The sequence below is a fragment of the Niveispirillum sp. FG156 genome, from assembly GCF_057809555.1.
On record NZ_JBMDKE010000032.1, the window covers coordinates 61,635 to 77,942 of the forward strand.

At 63.5% G+C, this 16,308-nt stretch carries 12 protein-coding genes; 10 read left to right on the forward strand and 2 right to left on the reverse strand.

Annotated features, from left to right (window positions below; all coding sequences use genetic code 11):
* Positions 1-37: 37 nt before the first annotated feature.
* The 7 genes from ACODSP_RS19800 (at position 38) to ACODSP_RS19830 (ending at position 9,498) form a co-directional block, all read left to right on the forward strand.
* Complete coding sequence (locus tag ACODSP_RS19800) at positions 38-700, forward strand: hypothetical protein (RefSeq protein WP_488967270.1); 663 nt, start codon at positions 38-40, stop codon at positions 698-700.
* Between the two features lie 449 nt (positions 701-1,149).
* Complete coding sequence (locus tag ACODSP_RS19805) at positions 1,150-2,334, forward strand: efflux RND transporter periplasmic adaptor subunit (protein WP_488967271.1); 1,185 nt, start codon at positions 1,150-1,152, stop codon at positions 2,332-2,334.
* Positions 2,335-2,355: 21 nt separating this feature from the next.
* A complete protein-coding gene (locus ACODSP_RS19810) occupies positions 2,356-5,481 on the forward strand; it encodes an efflux RND transporter permease subunit (RefSeq protein WP_488967272.1) in 3,126 nt (1,041 codons plus the stop codon).
* A 5-nt stretch (positions 5,482-5,486) separates the two neighbouring features.
* Positions 5,487-6,875, forward strand: a complete 1,389-nt coding sequence (locus ACODSP_RS19815; RefSeq protein WP_488967273.1) for an efflux transporter outer membrane subunit — start codon at positions 5,487-5,489, stop codon at positions 6,873-6,875.
* A gap of 551 nt (positions 6,876-7,426) precedes the next feature.
* Positions 7,427-8,458, forward strand: a complete 1,032-nt coding sequence (locus ACODSP_RS19820) for a glycosyltransferase family 4 protein (RefSeq protein WP_488967274.1) — start codon at positions 7,427-7,429, stop codon at positions 8,456-8,458.
* Positions 8,459-8,614: 156 nt separating this feature from the next.
* On the forward strand, positions 8,615-8,920 hold the full coding sequence (locus tag ACODSP_RS19825) for a PepSY domain-containing protein (RefSeq protein WP_488967275.1): 306 nt from the start codon (positions 8,615-8,617) through the stop codon (positions 8,918-8,920).
* Positions 8,920-9,498: a cytochrome b/b6 domain-containing protein gene (locus ACODSP_RS19830; RefSeq protein ID WP_488967276.1), complete on the forward strand. Its 579-nt coding sequence runs from the start codon at positions 8,920-8,922 to the stop codon at positions 9,496-9,498. Before ACODSP_RS19825 ends, ACODSP_RS19830 begins: the two co-directional genes overlap by 1 nt.
* Before the next feature lie 70 nt (positions 9,499-9,568).
* Here ACODSP_RS19830 and secD read toward each other — a convergent pair whose 3' ends face one another.
* Complete coding sequence (secD, locus tag ACODSP_RS19835; protein WP_488967277.1) at positions 9,569-12,112, reverse strand: protein translocase subunit SecD; 2,544 nt, start codon at positions 12,110-12,112, stop codon at positions 9,569-9,571.
* Between the two features lie 73 nt (positions 12,113-12,185).
* Complete coding sequence (locus tag ACODSP_RS19840; protein WP_488967278.1) at positions 12,186-12,569, reverse strand: hypothetical protein; 384 nt, start codon at positions 12,567-12,569, stop codon at positions 12,186-12,188.
* A 234-nt stretch (positions 12,570-12,803) separates the two neighbouring features.
* Between ACODSP_RS19840 and uxaC the strand changes: the two genes are divergently transcribed.
* The 3 genes from uxaC to kduD all read left to right on the forward strand — a co-directional run bounded on the left by uxaC (position 12,804) and on the right by kduD (position 16,093).
* On the forward strand, positions 12,804-14,219 hold the full coding sequence (gene uxaC, locus ACODSP_RS19845) for a glucuronate isomerase (protein ID WP_488967279.1): 1,416 nt from the start codon (positions 12,804-12,806) through the stop codon (positions 14,217-14,219).
* Between the two features lie 66 nt (positions 14,220-14,285).
* Positions 14,286-15,131: a 5-dehydro-4-deoxy-D-glucuronate isomerase gene (kduI, locus tag ACODSP_RS19850; protein ID WP_054169132.1), complete on the forward strand. Its 846-nt coding sequence runs from the start codon at positions 14,286-14,288 to the stop codon at positions 15,129-15,131.
* A gap of 203 nt (positions 15,132-15,334) precedes the next feature.
* Complete coding sequence (kduD, locus tag ACODSP_RS19855; protein WP_488967280.1) at positions 15,335-16,093, forward strand: 2-dehydro-3-deoxy-D-gluconate 5-dehydrogenase KduD; 759 nt, start codon at positions 15,335-15,337, stop codon at positions 16,091-16,093.
* Positions 16,094-16,308: the final 215 nt, after the last annotated feature.

A 16,308-nucleotide genomic window follows, 5' to 3' on the forward strand; every position in this document is an offset into this window, starting at 1 on the left:
TGTCGATTCTCCCCCACGGCGTAAGGAAGGCGTGACGATGCGTTGGATGCTGACGGCAGCCATGGCGGCGATGTTGGCCGCAACCCCCGCAATCGCCCAGAATCGGCCTGCTGCCGGCCCCGCTGGACCTGTTGCCGCCGCCAAGGAGGCGCAGGTGGAAGGGTTTCGCAACGCGCGCTTCGGCATGACCGAGGCACAGGTGCGCGACGCCATCGGTAAGGATTTCAAGCTGTCGGGCGATGCCATCCAGCGGGTGGAAGAACCGACAGAGCGAACGACGGCCCTGATCGTGAAGGTCAATGACCTGCTGCCCGAAAGCGGGCCGGCGGTGATTGCTTACCTCTTGGGGTACAAGACAAAGAAGCTGTTCCGGGTGAATGTCATCTGGGGGCAGGAGATCGGGTCCCCGACCAAGCCGGAACAGATTGTCGGCACCGCCAACGCCCTGCGCAATTACCTTCTAGGTCAGGGGTATCGGCAAGAAGGACTGATCCTGAACCAGTCGCTGGGCGATGATAATGTGTTGGTTTTCCAGGGAAATGACGTGCAGGGCCGCCTGACGGAGCTGATCCTGGGGATTGCCAAGAAGCCGCCGGCCAAGCCCGATGCGCAGCCGGAAGTGGCCGGTGCCAGCCTTCGGTTGTCCTACGTGGAAAAGCCCAAGGAACCGGATATCTATCGCGTGCCGGGCGGTTTTTGATCCTTACCTTCCGGGGGGAATCCTTACCCCCTGGGGGCTTGTCGCTGTGCCACCCTTGAAAAAATTCGACAGTATGTCGGATTGCCCTATCTCCGTTCGTCTTCCTGATAGCAACCGGCATCGGGCGAAACGGGAGGGGGCTTTGCGCACAGAAATAAACTTTCCGATACCTGAAATTTTGCAACGGGGGTTTGCTGCCCTCTTTGCGGCGGCTTTGTGATTGGGATCACATGAAATGATCCACGTTCACCCGATAAAAGCCGAAATTCCTTCAAGACCGCCGTTTTGGCAGGGCGGTCTTTGCGGCGCCGCGACGTTTATCACGAAAGTGCTAAGTGCCTTGGCCTGCTTCGTCGTACCCAACGGCGGCCATTCATGATACATCCGCGACCGGATGTAATTTCATGACCGGCCAAACCGGCAACAATAAAGTTCAAGGAACTCACGTCATGCGCATGACCACCCGGCTTTCCGGTTCCCTGTTTCTTCTGGCATTGACGCTCACCGCCTGCGGTCAGGACGGTGGTGGCGCCGGGATGGGCATGGGCGCAATGCCGCCGCCGGAGGTGGCCGTGGTTGCCGTCAATCCCGCGCCCTATACGTTGACGTCGGAACTGACCGGTCGCGTGACACCCTATCGCGTGGCGGAAATTCGTCCGCAGGTGTCGGGCATCATCAAGGACCGGTTGTTCACCGAAGGCAGTGATGTGAAGGCCGGGCAGCCGCTCTACCAGATCGACCCCGCGACCTACCGCGCCGCCCTGGCGCAGGCACAGGCCGATCTGAAAAGTGCGGAGGCGCAGTTGACCTCTGTCAAGGCACGTGCTGGCCGCTATAAGGAACTGGTGGCCGTGAAGGGCGTCAGCCAGCAGGAATATGATGATGCCATGGCCGAGCTGGGTGCGCGGGAGGCGGCGGTCGCCGCCGCCAAGGCCGCGCTTGAGTCCGCCCGCATCAATCTGGATTATGCCGGCCTGACGTCGCCCATCGCGGGCCGGGTGGGCCGCTCGCGCGTTACGCCGGGTGCCCTGGTTACGGCGGGTCAGGCGGAAATGCTGACCAGCGTCACGCAGCTCGACCCGATCTATATCGACCTGACCCAGTCTGCCGACGCCGTAGCGGCACTGCGCCGTCAGGTCGCGGCGGGGGAGACGACGATCCCGGAAGGCGGAAAGCTGAAGGTCAAGCTGATCCTGCCCGACGGCACCCCCTATGCTGAGGATGGGGCGCTCGACTTCTCCGACATCACCGTGGATGAGGGGACGGGCACGATCGGTCTGCGCGCCACCTTCCCGAACCCGCGCCTGGAACTTCTGCCCGGCATGTTCGTGCGTGCCGTGGTGGATCAGGGCACACGGGCCGATGCCATGCTGGTGCCGCAGCAGGCCGTGATCATCGGTCCCGGTGGTGTTGCCACCGCCATGGTGGTGGGCAAGGAAGACAAGGTGGAAATCCGCCCTGTCACGGCGGCCAAGGCCGTCGGTGACCAGTGGGTGGTGACCAAGGGGCTGGCGCCCAAGGAACGCGTGATCGTCCAGGGCGTGCTGAAGGCCGCCCCCGGCGCACCGGTCAAGCCCGTACCCTACAATCCGGCTCCTGCCGCGGCGGGTGCAGCACCTGCCCCGGCCCGCTGATCATTCCCGGAGAGAACCGAAATGGCGAAGTTCTTCATTGATCGCCCGGTCTTTGCCTGGGTGATCGCCATCGTGATCATGCTGGCCGGCGCGCTGTCCATCATGCGTCTACCGATTGAGCAATATCCGGCCATCGCACCACCTTCCATCGCGGTCAGCGCATCCTATCCAGGCGCGTCGGCTGAAACGCTGGAAAAGACCGTCACACAGGTCATCGAACAGAACCTGAAGGGCATCGATAATCTGCGCTACCTTTCCTCGACCAGCGATGCGTCGGGCAGCGTCACCATCACCCTGACCTTCAATGCCGGTACCGATGCCGACATTGCCCAGGTGCAGGTGCAGAACAAGGTGACGCCGGCTTTGTCCTCGCTTCCGTCGGAAGTGCAGCAGCGCGGCGTGGTCGTGTCCAAGGCATCGGCCAGCTTCCTTCTGGTTGCCGGTTTCGTGTCCAAGGATGGTCGTCTGGACGGCAACGATCTGGGTGACTTTGTCGCCTCGCGCGTTCAGGACCCGATCAGCCGTGTGAATGGTGTGGGCTCGGTGCAGGTGTTCGGCGGTGGCTATGCCATGCGCATCTGGCTGGACCCCGTCAAGATGGCCGGCCTTGGCATCACCGTGGACGAGGTATCAGCGGCGATCAAAGCCCAGAATGCCCAGGTCTCTGCGGGACAGGTCGGTGGCACCCCGTCGGTCAAGGGGCAGCAGCTGAATGCCACTGTGACGGCGCAGAGCCGCCTGCAAACGCCCGAACAGTTCGGTGCCATCCTGATCAAGTCCAGCCGTGATGGCGCTGCCGTCCATGTGCGCGACGTGGCGCGGGTGGAGCTGGGTGGCGAAAGCTATGACTTCGTTTCCCGTTACAACCGCATGAATGCCGTCGGTCTGGCCGTCAATCTGGCCACGGGCGCCAATGCGCTGGAAACCGCGGCATCGGTGAAGCAGGCGATTGAGGCGCTGCGCCCCAGCTTCCCGGCGGGTGTGGATGTCGAATATCCGTATGAGACGACGCCGTTCGTGAAGCTGTCGATCCAGGAAGTGGTCAAGACCCTGGCCGAGGCCGTGGTTCTGGTCTTCCTGGTGATGTACCTGTTCTTGCAGAGCTTCCGTGCGACCATCATTCCGACCATCGCGGTTCCGGTCGTGCTTCTGGGTACCTTTGGTATCCTGGCGGCGTTCGGCTTCACCATCAATACGCTGACCCTGTTCGGCGTCGTGCTGGCCATCGGCCTGTTGGTGGATGATGCCATCGTCGTGGTGGAAAATGTCGAACGCGTGATGGCGGAGGAGGGGTTATCCCCGCGCGAGGCCACACGAAAATCCATGGAGCAGATCACGGGCGCCCTGGTCGGCATCGGTCTGGTTCTCTCTGCCGTTTTCATTCCCATGGCGTTCTTCCCCGGCTCCACGGGCGTGATCTATCGCCAGTTCTCCATCACCATCGTGTCGGCCATGGCCTTGTCGGTGCTGGTGGCGCTGGTGCTGACCCCGGCACTGTGCGCCACCATCCTGAAGCCGCAGGATCACCATGAACGCGGCGGTTTCTTCGGCTGGTTCAACCGTGGCTTCAACCGCGCCAACCAGTCATACGTGTCCGCCACCGGAGGCGTGGTGCGGCGTAGCAAGCGCTTCCTGCTGGTATTCGCGGGTCTGGTGGCGATCCTGGGTGTGTTGTTCGTGCGCCTGCCCACCGCCTTCCTGCCCGAAGAAGACCAGGGCATTATCTTTGCCATGGTGATGGCGCCGCCGGGTTCGACCCAGGAACGCACCATGGAGACGGTGAAACAGGTTGAGGATTACCTGCTGAGCCAGGAGAAGGACAATATCCGCGGCGTCTTCTCCATCGGCGGGTTCAGCTTCGCGGGCAGCGGCCAGAACTCCGCCATGGTCTTCATCCAGTTGAAGGACTGGTCGCAACGCAAGGGGGCGGAGAATACGGCCCAGGCCATCGCCATGCGTGCCATGGGGGCCTTCATGGGCTTGAAGGACGCGATGGCCTTCGCCTTCACGCCGCCCGCCGTTCTGGAACTGGGCAATGCCACCGGCTTTGATTTCCAGCTTCTGGACGAGGCGGGGGCTGGGCATGAGGCGCTGCTGGCGGCGCGTAATCAGTTGCTGGGCATGGCCGCACAGCATCCGGCCCTGGCGGGTGTGCGCCCCAATGGTTTGGAGGATACTGCACAGCTGAGCATCGATGTGGACAAGGCCAAGGCGGCGGCGCTGGGCCTGCAGGTCGCGGATATCAACACCACGCTGACGGCCTTCTGGGGCTCCACCTATGTTGATGACTTTATCGACCGTGGTCGTGTGAAGCGCGTTTTCCTGCAGGCCGATGCGCCGTTCCGCATGCTGCCGGAGGATATTCAGAAGCTGCATGTCCGTAACGACCGGGGGGAGATGGTTCCCTTCTCCGCCTTCGCCAAGGCCAGTTGGACCTATGGTCCGCCCAAGCTGGAGCGGTTCATGGGCACCTCGTCGATGAACATCCAAGGGCAGCCGGCACCGGGCTACAGCTCCGGTCAGGCGATGGCCGCCATGGAAGAGCTGGTGGCGAAGCTGCCGCCGGGCATCGGCTTTGCCTGGACGGGCCTGTCGTACGAGGAACGGCTGTCCGGTGCGCAGGCACCCGCCCTGTACGCCATCTCGCTGCTGGTCGTGTTCCTCTGCCTCGCGGCCTTGTATGAAAGCTGGTCCATCCCGTTCGCGGTGATGCTGGTGGTGCCGCTGGGCGTGCTGGGGGCGGTGGTCGCGGCCACGTTGAGCGGCATGGCCAATGACATCTATTTCCAGGTGGGCCTGCTCACAACCATCGGCCTATCGGCCAAGAACGCCATCCTGATCGTGGAGTTCGCGAAGGAATATTATGAGAAGGGCATGGATCTGGTGGATGCGACCCTGGAGGCCGCCCGTCAGCGCCTGCGCCCCATCATCATGACCTCGCTGGCGTTCATTCTGGGTGTTTCGCCCCTGGCTTTGGCATCCGGTGCCGGATCGGGCAGCCAGAACGCAATCGGTATCGGTGTCGTCGGTGGCATGCTGTCGGCCACGGTGCTGGCCATCTTCTTCGTGCCGATCTTCTTTGTCGGCGTCGAAAAGCTGGTTTTGCGCTTTGGTAGCCACAAGAAGCCGAAGGCGGGGCAGGAGTGATCAACATGAACAAGCGTCTTATTCCCCTGACCCTGCTGCCCCTGCTGCTGGCTGGGTGCAGCATGGCCCCTGACTATCAGGCCCCCTCCACCGGCGTTGCCGCCGCATATCCCCAGGCGGCGGCGCAGGCGGCACCGGTGGCCGATCTGGGCTGGCGCGACTTCTTCCTGGATGAAGGGTTGCGCGGCCTGATCGATCAGGCCCTGGCCCAGAACCATGATCTGGCAGTTGCCAGTGCCAATGTCGAACGGGCCCGCGCGCTCTACCGGGTACAGCGGGCGGATCAGTTGCCCAATGTGACGGCGGGTGCGTCGGCGACCCGCGCCCGCGTGAACGAGCCGGTGACCCAGACGGGCAACCAGTATCAGGTCAATGCCGACATCACGGCGTTCGAGCTGGATTTCTTCGGTCGCGTGCGCAACCTGTCGGATGCGGCCCTGGAAAGCTATTTCGCGACCGCTGCCGCGCGGGAGACGGCGCGTCTGGCCCTGGTGGCAGAGGTGGCGAATGCCTATCTGACCCTGCTGGCCGACCGGGAGCAACTGGCCCTGACGGAGCGGACCTTCAATGCCCAGAAGGAAAGCTATGATCTGGTCAAGCTGGCCTTCGACCGGGGCGCCCGCTCCCTGCTTGACCTGCGTCAGGCCGAAACCGTGCTGGAGACGGCACGGGCCAACCTTGCCGCTTTCCGCCGACAGGTGTCGCTGGACGAAAACGCCCTGACCCTGCTGGTGGGCAGCCCCGTGGCCGTGGCGGGCGACAAGGTCCTGGGGGATGAGGGGGCCTTGCTGGTTCCGGCCCTGCCCGAAGGCCTGCCGTCCGACCTGCTGACCCGCCGGCCCGACATTGCGCAGGCCGAGCATAATCTGCGGGCCGCCAACGCCAATATCGGTGCGGCCCGTGCCGCCTTTTTCCCGCGCATCGGTCTGACCAGTGCGCTGGGCACCGCCAGCACCTCGCTGTCCGGCCTGTTCGAGGGGGGCAGCAAGGTCTGGAATGTCGGGGCGGATGCCAGCCTGCCCATCTTCGATTTCGGTCGCACCCAGTCCAACCTGGATGTCGCCAAGGCGGAACGGGATATCGCCGTCGCTAATTATCAGGGTGCCGTGCGCACGGGCTTCCGTGAGGTTGCGGACGCCCTGGCCGCCCGTGCCACCCTGGATGATCAGGTGGCCGCCCAGACGGCTCTGGTGGCGGCCACGCGGGAGACCTACACCCTGTCCAAGGCCCGCTATGACCGGGGCGTCGACAGCTACCTGCAGGTTCTGGACGCGCAGCGCAGCCTTTATGCGGCGGAAAGCAGCCTGATCGTCCTGCGTCAGCAGCGGCTGTCCAATCTGGTCACGCTGTATAAGGCGCTGGGCGGCGGATTGTCGGACCGCGCGCCGGCCTGATCTTCCTGAACGACTACGGTCGTGTGAGAGACGGTATTTCGGCAGTGCAACAAATCTTTCATCAAGGGGGCGGGCCTGTGCAGACGGGCCCGCCCTTTCTCTATTCCGGCCTGCCCCTCCGCTATCGAGTCGATGCCGGCCCCGACGGCAAGGTCATAGGTCCGCCTCCCCGGACTACCCCGGAAGTCCTTGCTATCTGCCATTTTCGGCATCTGACCCCTGCGCAAAGGCATAGGGTCCCTCGTCTAAAGACTGTGCTTTTCCGGCATCAGATATGATAATCTCCATGTCAGTAAGTTGTTTTTGTTGGTCTGCGCTTCCAACGCAGACCTTCCCTACGGTAATGTCTTTCCGATAGATCGGGGCCTATGGTAAACCTGCCACGGCTTCGGCACTGCGGTACGAAGGGGCGGACCGCGGGATAACCTCAATAAGGAGTGCCTGTTTCGATATCGAAGTTCCGCATTCCGTCGATGTCGACGGACCTATGGCGGGGGCTCCGGTGTTGTTGACAGTCAAACTCTCAAACCCGCGCCTGAAGGGTGGCAAAATTGGAATATCCTCTGGCCCTTATCCTGCAGATCGCCCTATCTGCCCTCATCTGCTTCGCGGCCAAGCCCATTGGCAATGCCCTGGGCATCATGGACAAGCCTGACAGCCTGCGGAAGCTGCATCGTGGTGCGGTGCCGCTGGTGGGTGGTCTGGCCATCCTGCTGCCCGCGACGCTGATCGGTGGCGGCATTTCCTATAATGACGGTGTCGGCCTGCATTGGGTGATTGTGCCCGTCATGGTCGTGCTGTTCGTCATGGGCATGGTGGACGATCGTCAGCACCTGCCGCCTGTCGTGCGCCTGTCGGTTTCGCTGGTGATGTTCTCCTTCGCCATCATCCTGGCGCCGCATCTGGCCCTGACCTCCCTGAATTTTGGCGGTGGCGTCAGCGTCGATGTCCCGCCCTTCATGGGCGCGATGCTGACCATCGTCAGCCTTGTCGGCTTCCAGTACGCGTTCAACATGAGCGACGGTGCCAATGGCGTTGCCTCGGGCATGGCCATGATCTGGGCGCTGTTCTTCGCACTGGCCGGCACCGGCACCCTGTCCATGCTGGCCCTGCTGATCGTGGCGGGCGGGGCGGTGTTCCTGGCCTTCAACATGCGTGGCCGCATCTTTCTGGGTGACAGCGGCGCCTATGGCATCTCCGCTGTCATGGGCCTGCTGGGTCTGGCCATCACGGGCCATGCCGACAGCACCCTGACCAACATGCAGCTGATGGGCCTGTTCCTGCTGCCGGTGGTCGATTGCCTGCGCCTGATCGTCAGCCGCCTGCGCGCCGGTCGTGCCCCCTTCTCCCCGGACCGGGAGCATCTGCATCATTACCTGCTGCGCTGGCTGGTTTCGCCCACCCGCACGGCACTGGCCTACTGGTCCATGGTGGCCCTGCCGAATGCGGCGGGCGTCCTGGTCGGCGGGGTTTCCGGGTTTGCCGTGACCGTCGCGCTGACGCTGCTGATGTACCGCTTTGCCATCGCCCGCACGGCTGCTGTTCCGGCACCCGCTGCTGTTGTCGGTGGCGAGGCGCGCTGAAGATTTCCATCCGCCGGGCTCCTCCCGAAGCGGTTTTACTGACAAGCGGTCGGGGATATTCCCGGCCGTTTTTCTTTTCGCGGCGCATTCAGCTTGGGTTCAGCGCGCCCCTGTCAGGATCGGTTCCATCATCGATCCAACAGGAAGGAACCCATCATGCCTTACCCCCGTCTCCTGGCCGGCCTGCTTCTGACCGGTTCGCTGGCCGCCGGTGCCTATGCCTATGCGCAAGGGGCCGGGACCGGTGCCGCGCCTATGCCTGGGCCGTCCATGGCAGCGGATACGCTGTCCATGCCGGCTTTGCTGGACAAGCTGTCGGCCCAGGGCTACCGCGATGCCCGCTCGGTTGAGCGGAAAAGCGACAAGCTGGTGGAGGTGAAGGCCACCGGTCCCGACGGCCAGCGCCAGGAGCTTTATGTCGATGCCCGCACGGGTGAGATCCTGAAGGTGGAGCGCGACTGATGGCTGACATGACACTCCCGGCGGGGCAGGTGACGCCTGTTCCGCCTTCTCCCGGTACCGTCCGGGTCTGGGACCCACTGCTGCGGCTGATCCATTGGGGCATCGCCGCCGCCTTTCTGACGGCTTGGCTGTCAGCGGAAGAGGTGATGGCGGTGCATGAGGCGGCGGGCCTCACCATCATCGCCCTGGTGGGCCTGCGCGCGCTCTGGGGCCTGATCGGCAGCAGCCATGCCCGGTTCAGGGACTTTGCCCCGTCGGGCGCCGGGCTTCTGGCTTATATGCGTGCCCTGGTGCAGCGTCGGGCCGACCGGCATCTGGGCCATAATCCCGCCGGCGGGGCCATGGCCCTGACGCTGTGGTTCGCCCTGCTGGGCACGGCGGCGCTGGGCCTGCTGACCCGCTATCCCGTGCCGAGCCTGCGTCCCTACGGCCATTTTCTGGAAGAAGCGCATGAGGTGCTGGCCAATGGTACCCTGGTCCTGGTGGGCCTGCATCTGGCCGGCGTGCTGGTCAGCAGCCTGCTGCACCGGGAAAACCTGCCGCTATCCATGCTGACGGGCCGCAAACGGGCGGAATAGCCCGTCATTGCCCAAACAAAAACCCCGGCGCCTTGCGGTGCCGGGGTTTTGTCTTTTCAGGCTTTCGGGATCAGGCCTTGGCGGCCTCACCCTCGCCACCTTCGTTGCCGGGTGGGTCCTCGGCATCCATGGTCTTACGCAGCCGGTTCTCGCCCAGATAGAGCAGGATCGGGGCCGCGATGAAGATGGAGGAGGAGGTCGCCAGCAGGATACCGAACAGCAGGGCCCAGGCGAATTCACGCAGAGCCTCGCCGCCATAAAGGGCCAGCGGCACGATGGACAGGAACACGGCAATGTTCGTGTTGATGGTGCGGGTCATGGTCTCGTTGATGGAGCGGTCGATCAGCTCGCGCAGCGGCATCTTGCGGTAAAGCCGCAGATTTTCGCGCACGCGGTCATAGACCACGACCTTGTCATTGATGGAGAAGCCCATGATGGTCAGCATCGCCGCCACCGCCGTCAGGTTGAACTGCAACCCGGTCAGCGCGTAGAAGCCGATGGTCTTGGTGACGTCCAGCATCATGGTCACCACCGCACCCACGCCGAACTGCCATTCGAAGCGGAAGGTGATGTAGAGAAGCATGAAGAAGGCGGCCAGACCGAGCGCCAGCATGCCGTCGCTAAACAGCTCCGCCGATACCGACGCACCCACCGCTTCGACGCGGCGAACCTCCGAACCGGGGAAATTCTGTTCCAGGGCGGCGGTCACGGCCTTGACGGCGGCCTGCTGGTTGCTCTCCGCCCCTTCCTGCCGCTCCATGCGCAGGATCACGTCACGGTCGGTGCCGAAGGCCTGCAGGGCCACGGGGCCGACATTCACATGCTCCATCACCTCGCGCATCTTCGGGAAGTCGGTCTGCTCCGCTGTCCGCACCTCCATCACGATGCCGCCGGCAAAGTCGATGCCGTAATTCAGGCCCGGCTTGAAGAACATCAGCACCGATGCTGTGGACAGGATCACCGACACGGCCAGACCGACATGGCGGCCATTCATGAAGTTGATCTTCATGCCGGCAGTCTTCAGCTTGATGGGGCCGAAGACGGGCAGTTCCTTGGAACGGGTGCGCTTGTACCAGATGGCGGTCAGCAGGCGGGCCACGACCGTGGCCGTGAACATCGAGGTGATGATGCCCAGCGAGGTGGTGACGGCAAAGCCCTTCACCGAACCCGTGCCGACCACATAGAGCAGGACCATCTTGATCAGGGTGGTCAGGTTGCTGTCCATGATGGTGCCACGGGCCTTGATATAGCCCGTTTCCAGCGCGGACAGGGCCGTCTTGCCCTTGCGCAGCTCCTCGCGGATACGCTCATTGATCAGGATGTTGGCGTCCACCGACATGCCGAGCGTCAGCACCACACCCGCAATGCCGGGCAGGGTCAGGGTCGCTTCCAGCATGGCCAGGCACGACAGCGTCAGGAACAGGTTGAAGACCAGGGCGGCATTGGCGATCAGGCCAAAGAAGCCATAAGTCAGCCACATATAGGCAAAGACCAGGACAACGCCGACCAGACAGGAGATCACACCGGCCTTGATGCTGTCGGCACCCAGCTCAGGCCCGATGGACCGTTCTTCCACCACCGTCAGCGGGGCGGGAAGGGCACCGGCGCGCAGCAGAACGGCCAGTTCGGTGGCTGTCTGGGCCGTGAAATTGCCGCTGATCTGGCCGCGTCCGCCCAGGATCGGCTCATTGATAACCGGGGCGGAAATGACACGACCGTCCAGCACGATGGCAAAGGGCCGACCGACATTGGCCTTGGTGATGTCGGCAAAGCGGCGGGCGCCGATGCTGTCAAAGCTGAAGGACACGACCCAGCGGCCCGATTGCGGGTCGGCGCTGGGCTGGGCATCGGTCAGGGTGGCGCCATCCACCTCGACACGCTTGCGCACCAGGACCTGACCGCCACCGGCACCCCGGTCGCTGTTCTGCAGCCATTCAAAGCCCGGCGGGGCCGATGAACCCGGCGCCACCGTCGCGTCACCCACCAGATGGAAGGTCATCTTGGCGGTCTGACCCAGCAGGCGCTTGATACGGCCCGGATCGGTCACGCCCGGCAACTGCACCAGCACGCGGCTCGCACCCTGGCGGGCCACGATGGGCTCGTTCACGCCCGTCTCGTCGATACGGCGGCGCACGATCTCCAGCGACTGATCCACGGCCTTGCTAACGCGGTTGGTCAGGGCCTGCTGACCGAAATCCAGGCGCAGTCGCCCGGCCTCCGGTACCAGGGTGAAATCGGCGATCTCACCGGGCAGGGAGGCCTGGGTCAGGGGGCGCAGGGCGTCGGTGACGCTGGCGGCATCGCCGGGATCGGCCAGCCGCACGACCAGACCGTTACCTTCCACCCCGACCCCGGCAACGCGCAGGTTGGCGGTGCGCAGCAGGCCGCGCACCTCATCCACGGCATTTTCCAGCCGCTCGCGCTTTACCGCATCGGCATCGACCTCCAGCAGCAGGTAGGAACCGCCCTGCAGGTCAAGGCCCAGGTTGAAATGGCGCATGGGCAGCCAGGTGGGCATGTTGTGCGGGCCGACCAGACTGGGGATGGCCAGCGCACTGCCCAGGAAGCAGATCACCAGAATGGCGATGGTCTGCAGACGGGAGAATTTAAGCATGGGATTTATCCGATCATCGGCGGCGGCCCATCGACCGCGCCCTGGTGATCACGGGAATTGGTGAAAAGGCTGGTCAGTGGCCCGCCGGCGGCCCACGCGGCTGGCAGGGCGCGTTGACTGCCTTGCGGGGCAGGGGGGCGGACACGCCCTTTTCCGCCGGCGTGCCGGTCAGGATAAAGGCCGGAAGCCCATTGCCGCCCGGTAGAGCGGCCAGCCCGGCACCGCCGCCGGTCAGGGCCTTGCCATCGATGCGCAGGGCAACCTGGATCAGGGCCGGCTGCGCCGGCGTGGTCAGGCGCTGGTCACATGTCCCCGAAACCGGGCATTCGTCGGCAATGCGCCCGATCCCGACGCGCGCCACCGCATCGCCGCCGCCCATGGCGCCGGCCAGCAGCACAAAGGCCGCCAGCAGCAGTAAACGCCATCGGGAGAGGGAAAGACGCAACGGGGCCACCATCCAGTTCATGAAGCATGGAGCAATACGCCGCTGCCCCGCCGCTGGCAAGCGGGATGCCGGATTTCCCGCCCGAACAGGCCCGGCCCGCCGCCCCAAATTCTGAAACTGGTTTGCGACAGACAGGTCGGAAAAATCCGCCGCCCTGGCAATTAATCCTGTTGCCTTCTGTCATGACACCGGTTACCTAATGAAAGCGCGACCATCCCGGTTTTTCGCGCCCCTAAGGTGTTTTCGATGTCCAAGCCTTTGGCCCTGCATGATGACCGCCTGTTCCCCGCTGAGCCCGGCACGCGCGCCATTGCGCGGCGGCTGTATCAGCTGGTGAAGGATTTGCCGATCATCAGCCCGCACGGGCATACGGACCCGTCCTGGTTCGCAGGCAATGCCAATTTCGGCAACCCGACGGAATTGCTGCTGGCGCCCGACCATTATGTCTACCGTATGCTCTATAGCCAGGGCATCGCCATGGGCGATGTGGGCGTGGGCGACCGGTCCGGCCCGTCCAAGGCTGACCCGCGCGCGGCATGGCACCTGTTTGCCGCCAATTTTCACCTGTTCCGCGCCACGCCCAGCTGGCTGTGGCTGAATTTCGTGTTCACCAAGGTGTTCGGCATCGATGTCGCTCTGTCGGCTGACACCGCTGACCATTACTATGACACCATCGATGAAGCGTTGAAGACGGAGGCGTTCCGCCCCCGCGCCCTGTTCGAACGGTTCAATATCGAACTGATCGCCACGACAGAGGGGCCGACCGACACGCTGGACCATCATCACAAGGTGCTGGAAAGCGGCTGGAAGGGCGGGCGGGTCATTTCCGCTTATCGCCCCGACGCGGTGATCGATCCCGAACATGAACAATTCCCGACCGCCATGCGCGCCTTTGCCGAGGTGACGGGCGAGGATGTCTATAGCTGGAAGGGTTATCTGAACGCGCATCGCAAGCGCCGTCAGGATTTCATGAAGGTCGGCACGACCAGCAGCGACCATGGCCATATCACGGCCAATACCGCCAACCTGTCGCCCGCCGACGCTGAAAAGCTGTTCCAGAAGGTGTTGAAGGGCGATGTCACGGCGGCGGATGCGGAGACGTTCCGGGGCCAGATGCTGACCGAAATGGCGGGCATGAGCATTGAGGATGGTCTGGTCATGCAGATCCATCCCGGCGCCTTCCGCAACCATAATGGCCAGGTGTTCGAACGGTTCGGGCGTGACAAGGGCGCCGACGTTCCGTCGCGCACCGATTATATCCGCGCGCTGAAGCCGCTGCTGGACCGGTATGGCAATGACACGCGCCTGTCGATCATCCTGTTCACCCTGGATGAAACGACCTATGCGCGTGAACTGGCGCCGCTGGCCGGCCATTACCCCACGTTGAAGCTGGGTCCCGCCTGGTGGTTCCATGACAGCCCGGAAGGCATGATGCGCTTCCGTGAGCAGGTGACGGAGACGGCGGGCTTCTACAATACCGTTGGCTTCAACGACGATACCCGCGCCTTCCTGTCCATCCCGGCCCGCCATGATGTGGCCCGCCGCGTGGATTGCGCCTTCCTGGCGCGCATGGTGGCCGAACATCGCCTGGATGAGGATGACGCAGCCCTGGTTGCTGTCGATTTGTCATACAACTTGCCCAAGAAAGCCTATAAACTGTGATCGGCGCATTCGAGGCCAGCAGAATCGGCGTTCGAGGCTGATACGTAAAAATCGGGGAGTTCCAATATGTTCGCTAAGACCTATCACGCCACCCACCCGGTCATGATGCAGGGTGCCAGCAATGACGATCTGCGCAATCGTTATCTGATGACCGGCCTGTTCGTGGCCGATCAGGTGGTGCTGAACTATAGCCACAATGAGCGTTTTGTCGTCGGTGGCGCCACGCCGGTGGCCGGCAGCGTTGTGCTGCCGCACCAGACCGAGCCGGCATCCGCCGCCGGTCACCCGTTCCTGGAACGGCGCGAGCTGGGCATCGTCAATATCGGCGGTGCGGGTTCGGTGACCGTGGACGGCACCGTCTATGAGCTGGGCAACAAGGACGGCCTGTATGTCGGCATGGGCGCGAAGGATGTCAGCTTCGCCTCCGCCGATGCCGCTGCTCCTGCCAAGTTCTATCTCGTCTCCACCCCCGCCCATGCCAGCTTCCCCAACAAGAAGATCGGCCTGAAGGATGCGGTCGCGCTGGAGCGCGGGGCGCTGGAAACCAGCAATGAGCGCACGATCTATCAGTATATCGTGCCGGCGACGTGCCAGTCGGCGCAGCTGCTGCTGGGGCTGACCATGCTGAAGCCCGGTTCGGTGTGGAACACCATGCCGCCGCACCTGCATGACCGCCGCTCGGAAGTGTATCTGTATTGTGATATCCCCGGTGACAACCGCGTCTTCCACTTCATGGGCGAGCCGGAAGCAGCCCGTCACATCGTGGTGGCCGATGGCGAGGCCGTGATGTCCCCGCCCTGGTCCATCCATATGGGCAGCGGCACCGCCAACTACTCCTTTATCTGGGCCATGGGCGGCGAGAATCTCGACTACACCGACATGAAGGTGATCGATATCTGCCAGCTGCGCTGAGGGACGACGCCGCTTTCTTCCGTTTCTTCTGTCATCCCCGCGAAAGCGGGGACCCAGCATAAGCGGCGTCTGCCGCGATATGAGAAAGTCTTATCGGCGCTATCGCGCCTTGACGCTGGGCCCCCGCTTTCGCGGGGGTGACGGAAAAATGGATGGAATGCTTCTATCCAAGATAATGCCGAACGGCCAAGAGGAACCCCATCATGAGCAATCCCTTCGACCTTTCCGGCAAAGTGGCGCTGGTAACCGGTGCCAATACCGGCATTGGGCAGGGCATCGCGGTGGCGCTGGCCCAGGCCGGGGCCAGCATCGTGGCCGTGGGCCGGTCGACCCCGACCGATACGCAGGCCGCCGTTGAGGCCGCTGGCGGGAAGTTCGCCTTCGTTTCCGCCGATCTGGGCACCGGTGCGCCGGTGGCCGAGATCGTGGAGAAGGTGGCCGCCGCCTTTGGCCGCATCGACATCCTGGTCAATAATGCCGGCACCATCCGCCGCGCCGATGCGCTGGAATTCTCGGAAACCGACTGGGACGATGTCCTGGACGTCAATCTGAAGACGCCGTTCTTCCTGGCCCAGGCGGTCGCGAAGAAGTTCATTGCGCAAGGGTCCGGCGGCAAGATCATCAATATCGCCAGCATGCTGTCCTTCCAGGGCGGCATCCGCGTCGTGTCCTACACGGCATCGAAGAGCGGGATTGCTGGCGTGACCAAGCTGCTGGCCAATGAATGGGCGGCCAAGGGCATCAATGTGAATGCCATTGCACCCGGCTATTTCGCCACCAACAATACCGAGGCGCTGCGCGCTGACGAGAACCGTAACCGCGATATCCTGGCCCGCATCCCGGCCGCGCGTTGGGGTTCGCCGTCGGATCTGGGCGGGGCCGCTGTTTTTCTGGCTTCTGCTGCTGCCGATTATGTCCATGGCATCACCCTGCCCGTGGATGGCGGCTGGCTGGCCCGGTAAGTTTTAACTCCCAGCGGCGGGCTTCCTGCCGCAACCTGACAAACCCCCACCCACCCCATGGGCGGGGGTTTCTTTTTTTGTTCCCTCAGACGCCGGGCGGGCGCGTCCGCGCCCTTGGCTTACGCGGCACGCGCCGCGCGGCGGCAGTCGCCGCCGTACCTAGAGCGTGATGAGATTAGGTTTGTTTGTACCCTGCATTTGTAAGATAATTTGAG

Coding starts and splice junctions, on each gene's coding strand:
- ACODSP_RS19800 (WP_488967270.1), top strand. CDS start 38: ATGCGTTGGATGCTGACGGCAGCCATGGCGGCGATGTTGGCCGCAACC.
- ACODSP_RS19805 (WP_488967271.1), top strand. CDS start 1,150: ATGCGCATGACCACCCGGCTTTCCGGTTCCCTGTTTCTTCTGGCATTG.
- ACODSP_RS19810 (WP_488967272.1), top strand. CDS start 2,356: ATGGCGAAGTTCTTCATTGATCGCCCGGTCTTTGCCTGGGTGATCGCC.
- ACODSP_RS19815 (WP_488967273.1), top strand. CDS start 5,487: ATGAACAAGCGTCTTATTCCCCTGACCCTGCTGCCCCTGCTGCTGGCT.
- ACODSP_RS19825 (WP_488967275.1), top strand. CDS start 8,615: ATGCCTTACCCCCGTCTCCTGGCCGGCCTGCTTCTGACCGGTTCGCTG.
- ACODSP_RS19830 (WP_488967276.1), top strand. CDS start 8,920: ATGGCTGACATGACACTCCCGGCGGGGCAGGTGACGCCTGTTCCGCCT.
- secD (WP_488967277.1), bottom strand. CDS start 12,112: ATGCTTAAATTCTCCCGTCTGCAGACCATCGCCATTCTGGTGATCTGC.
- ACODSP_RS19840 (WP_488967278.1), bottom strand. CDS start 12,569: ATGGTGGCCCCGTTGCGTCTTTCCCTCTCCCGATGGCGTTTACTGCTG.
- uxaC (WP_488967279.1), top strand. CDS start 12,804: ATGTCCAAGCCTTTGGCCCTGCATGATGACCGCCTGTTCCCCGCTGAG.
- kduI (WP_054169132.1), top strand. CDS start 14,286: ATGTTCGCTAAGACCTATCACGCCACCCACCCGGTCATGATGCAGGGT.
- kduD (WP_488967280.1), top strand. CDS start 15,335: ATGAGCAATCCCTTCGACCTTTCCGGCAAAGTGGCGCTGGTAACCGGT.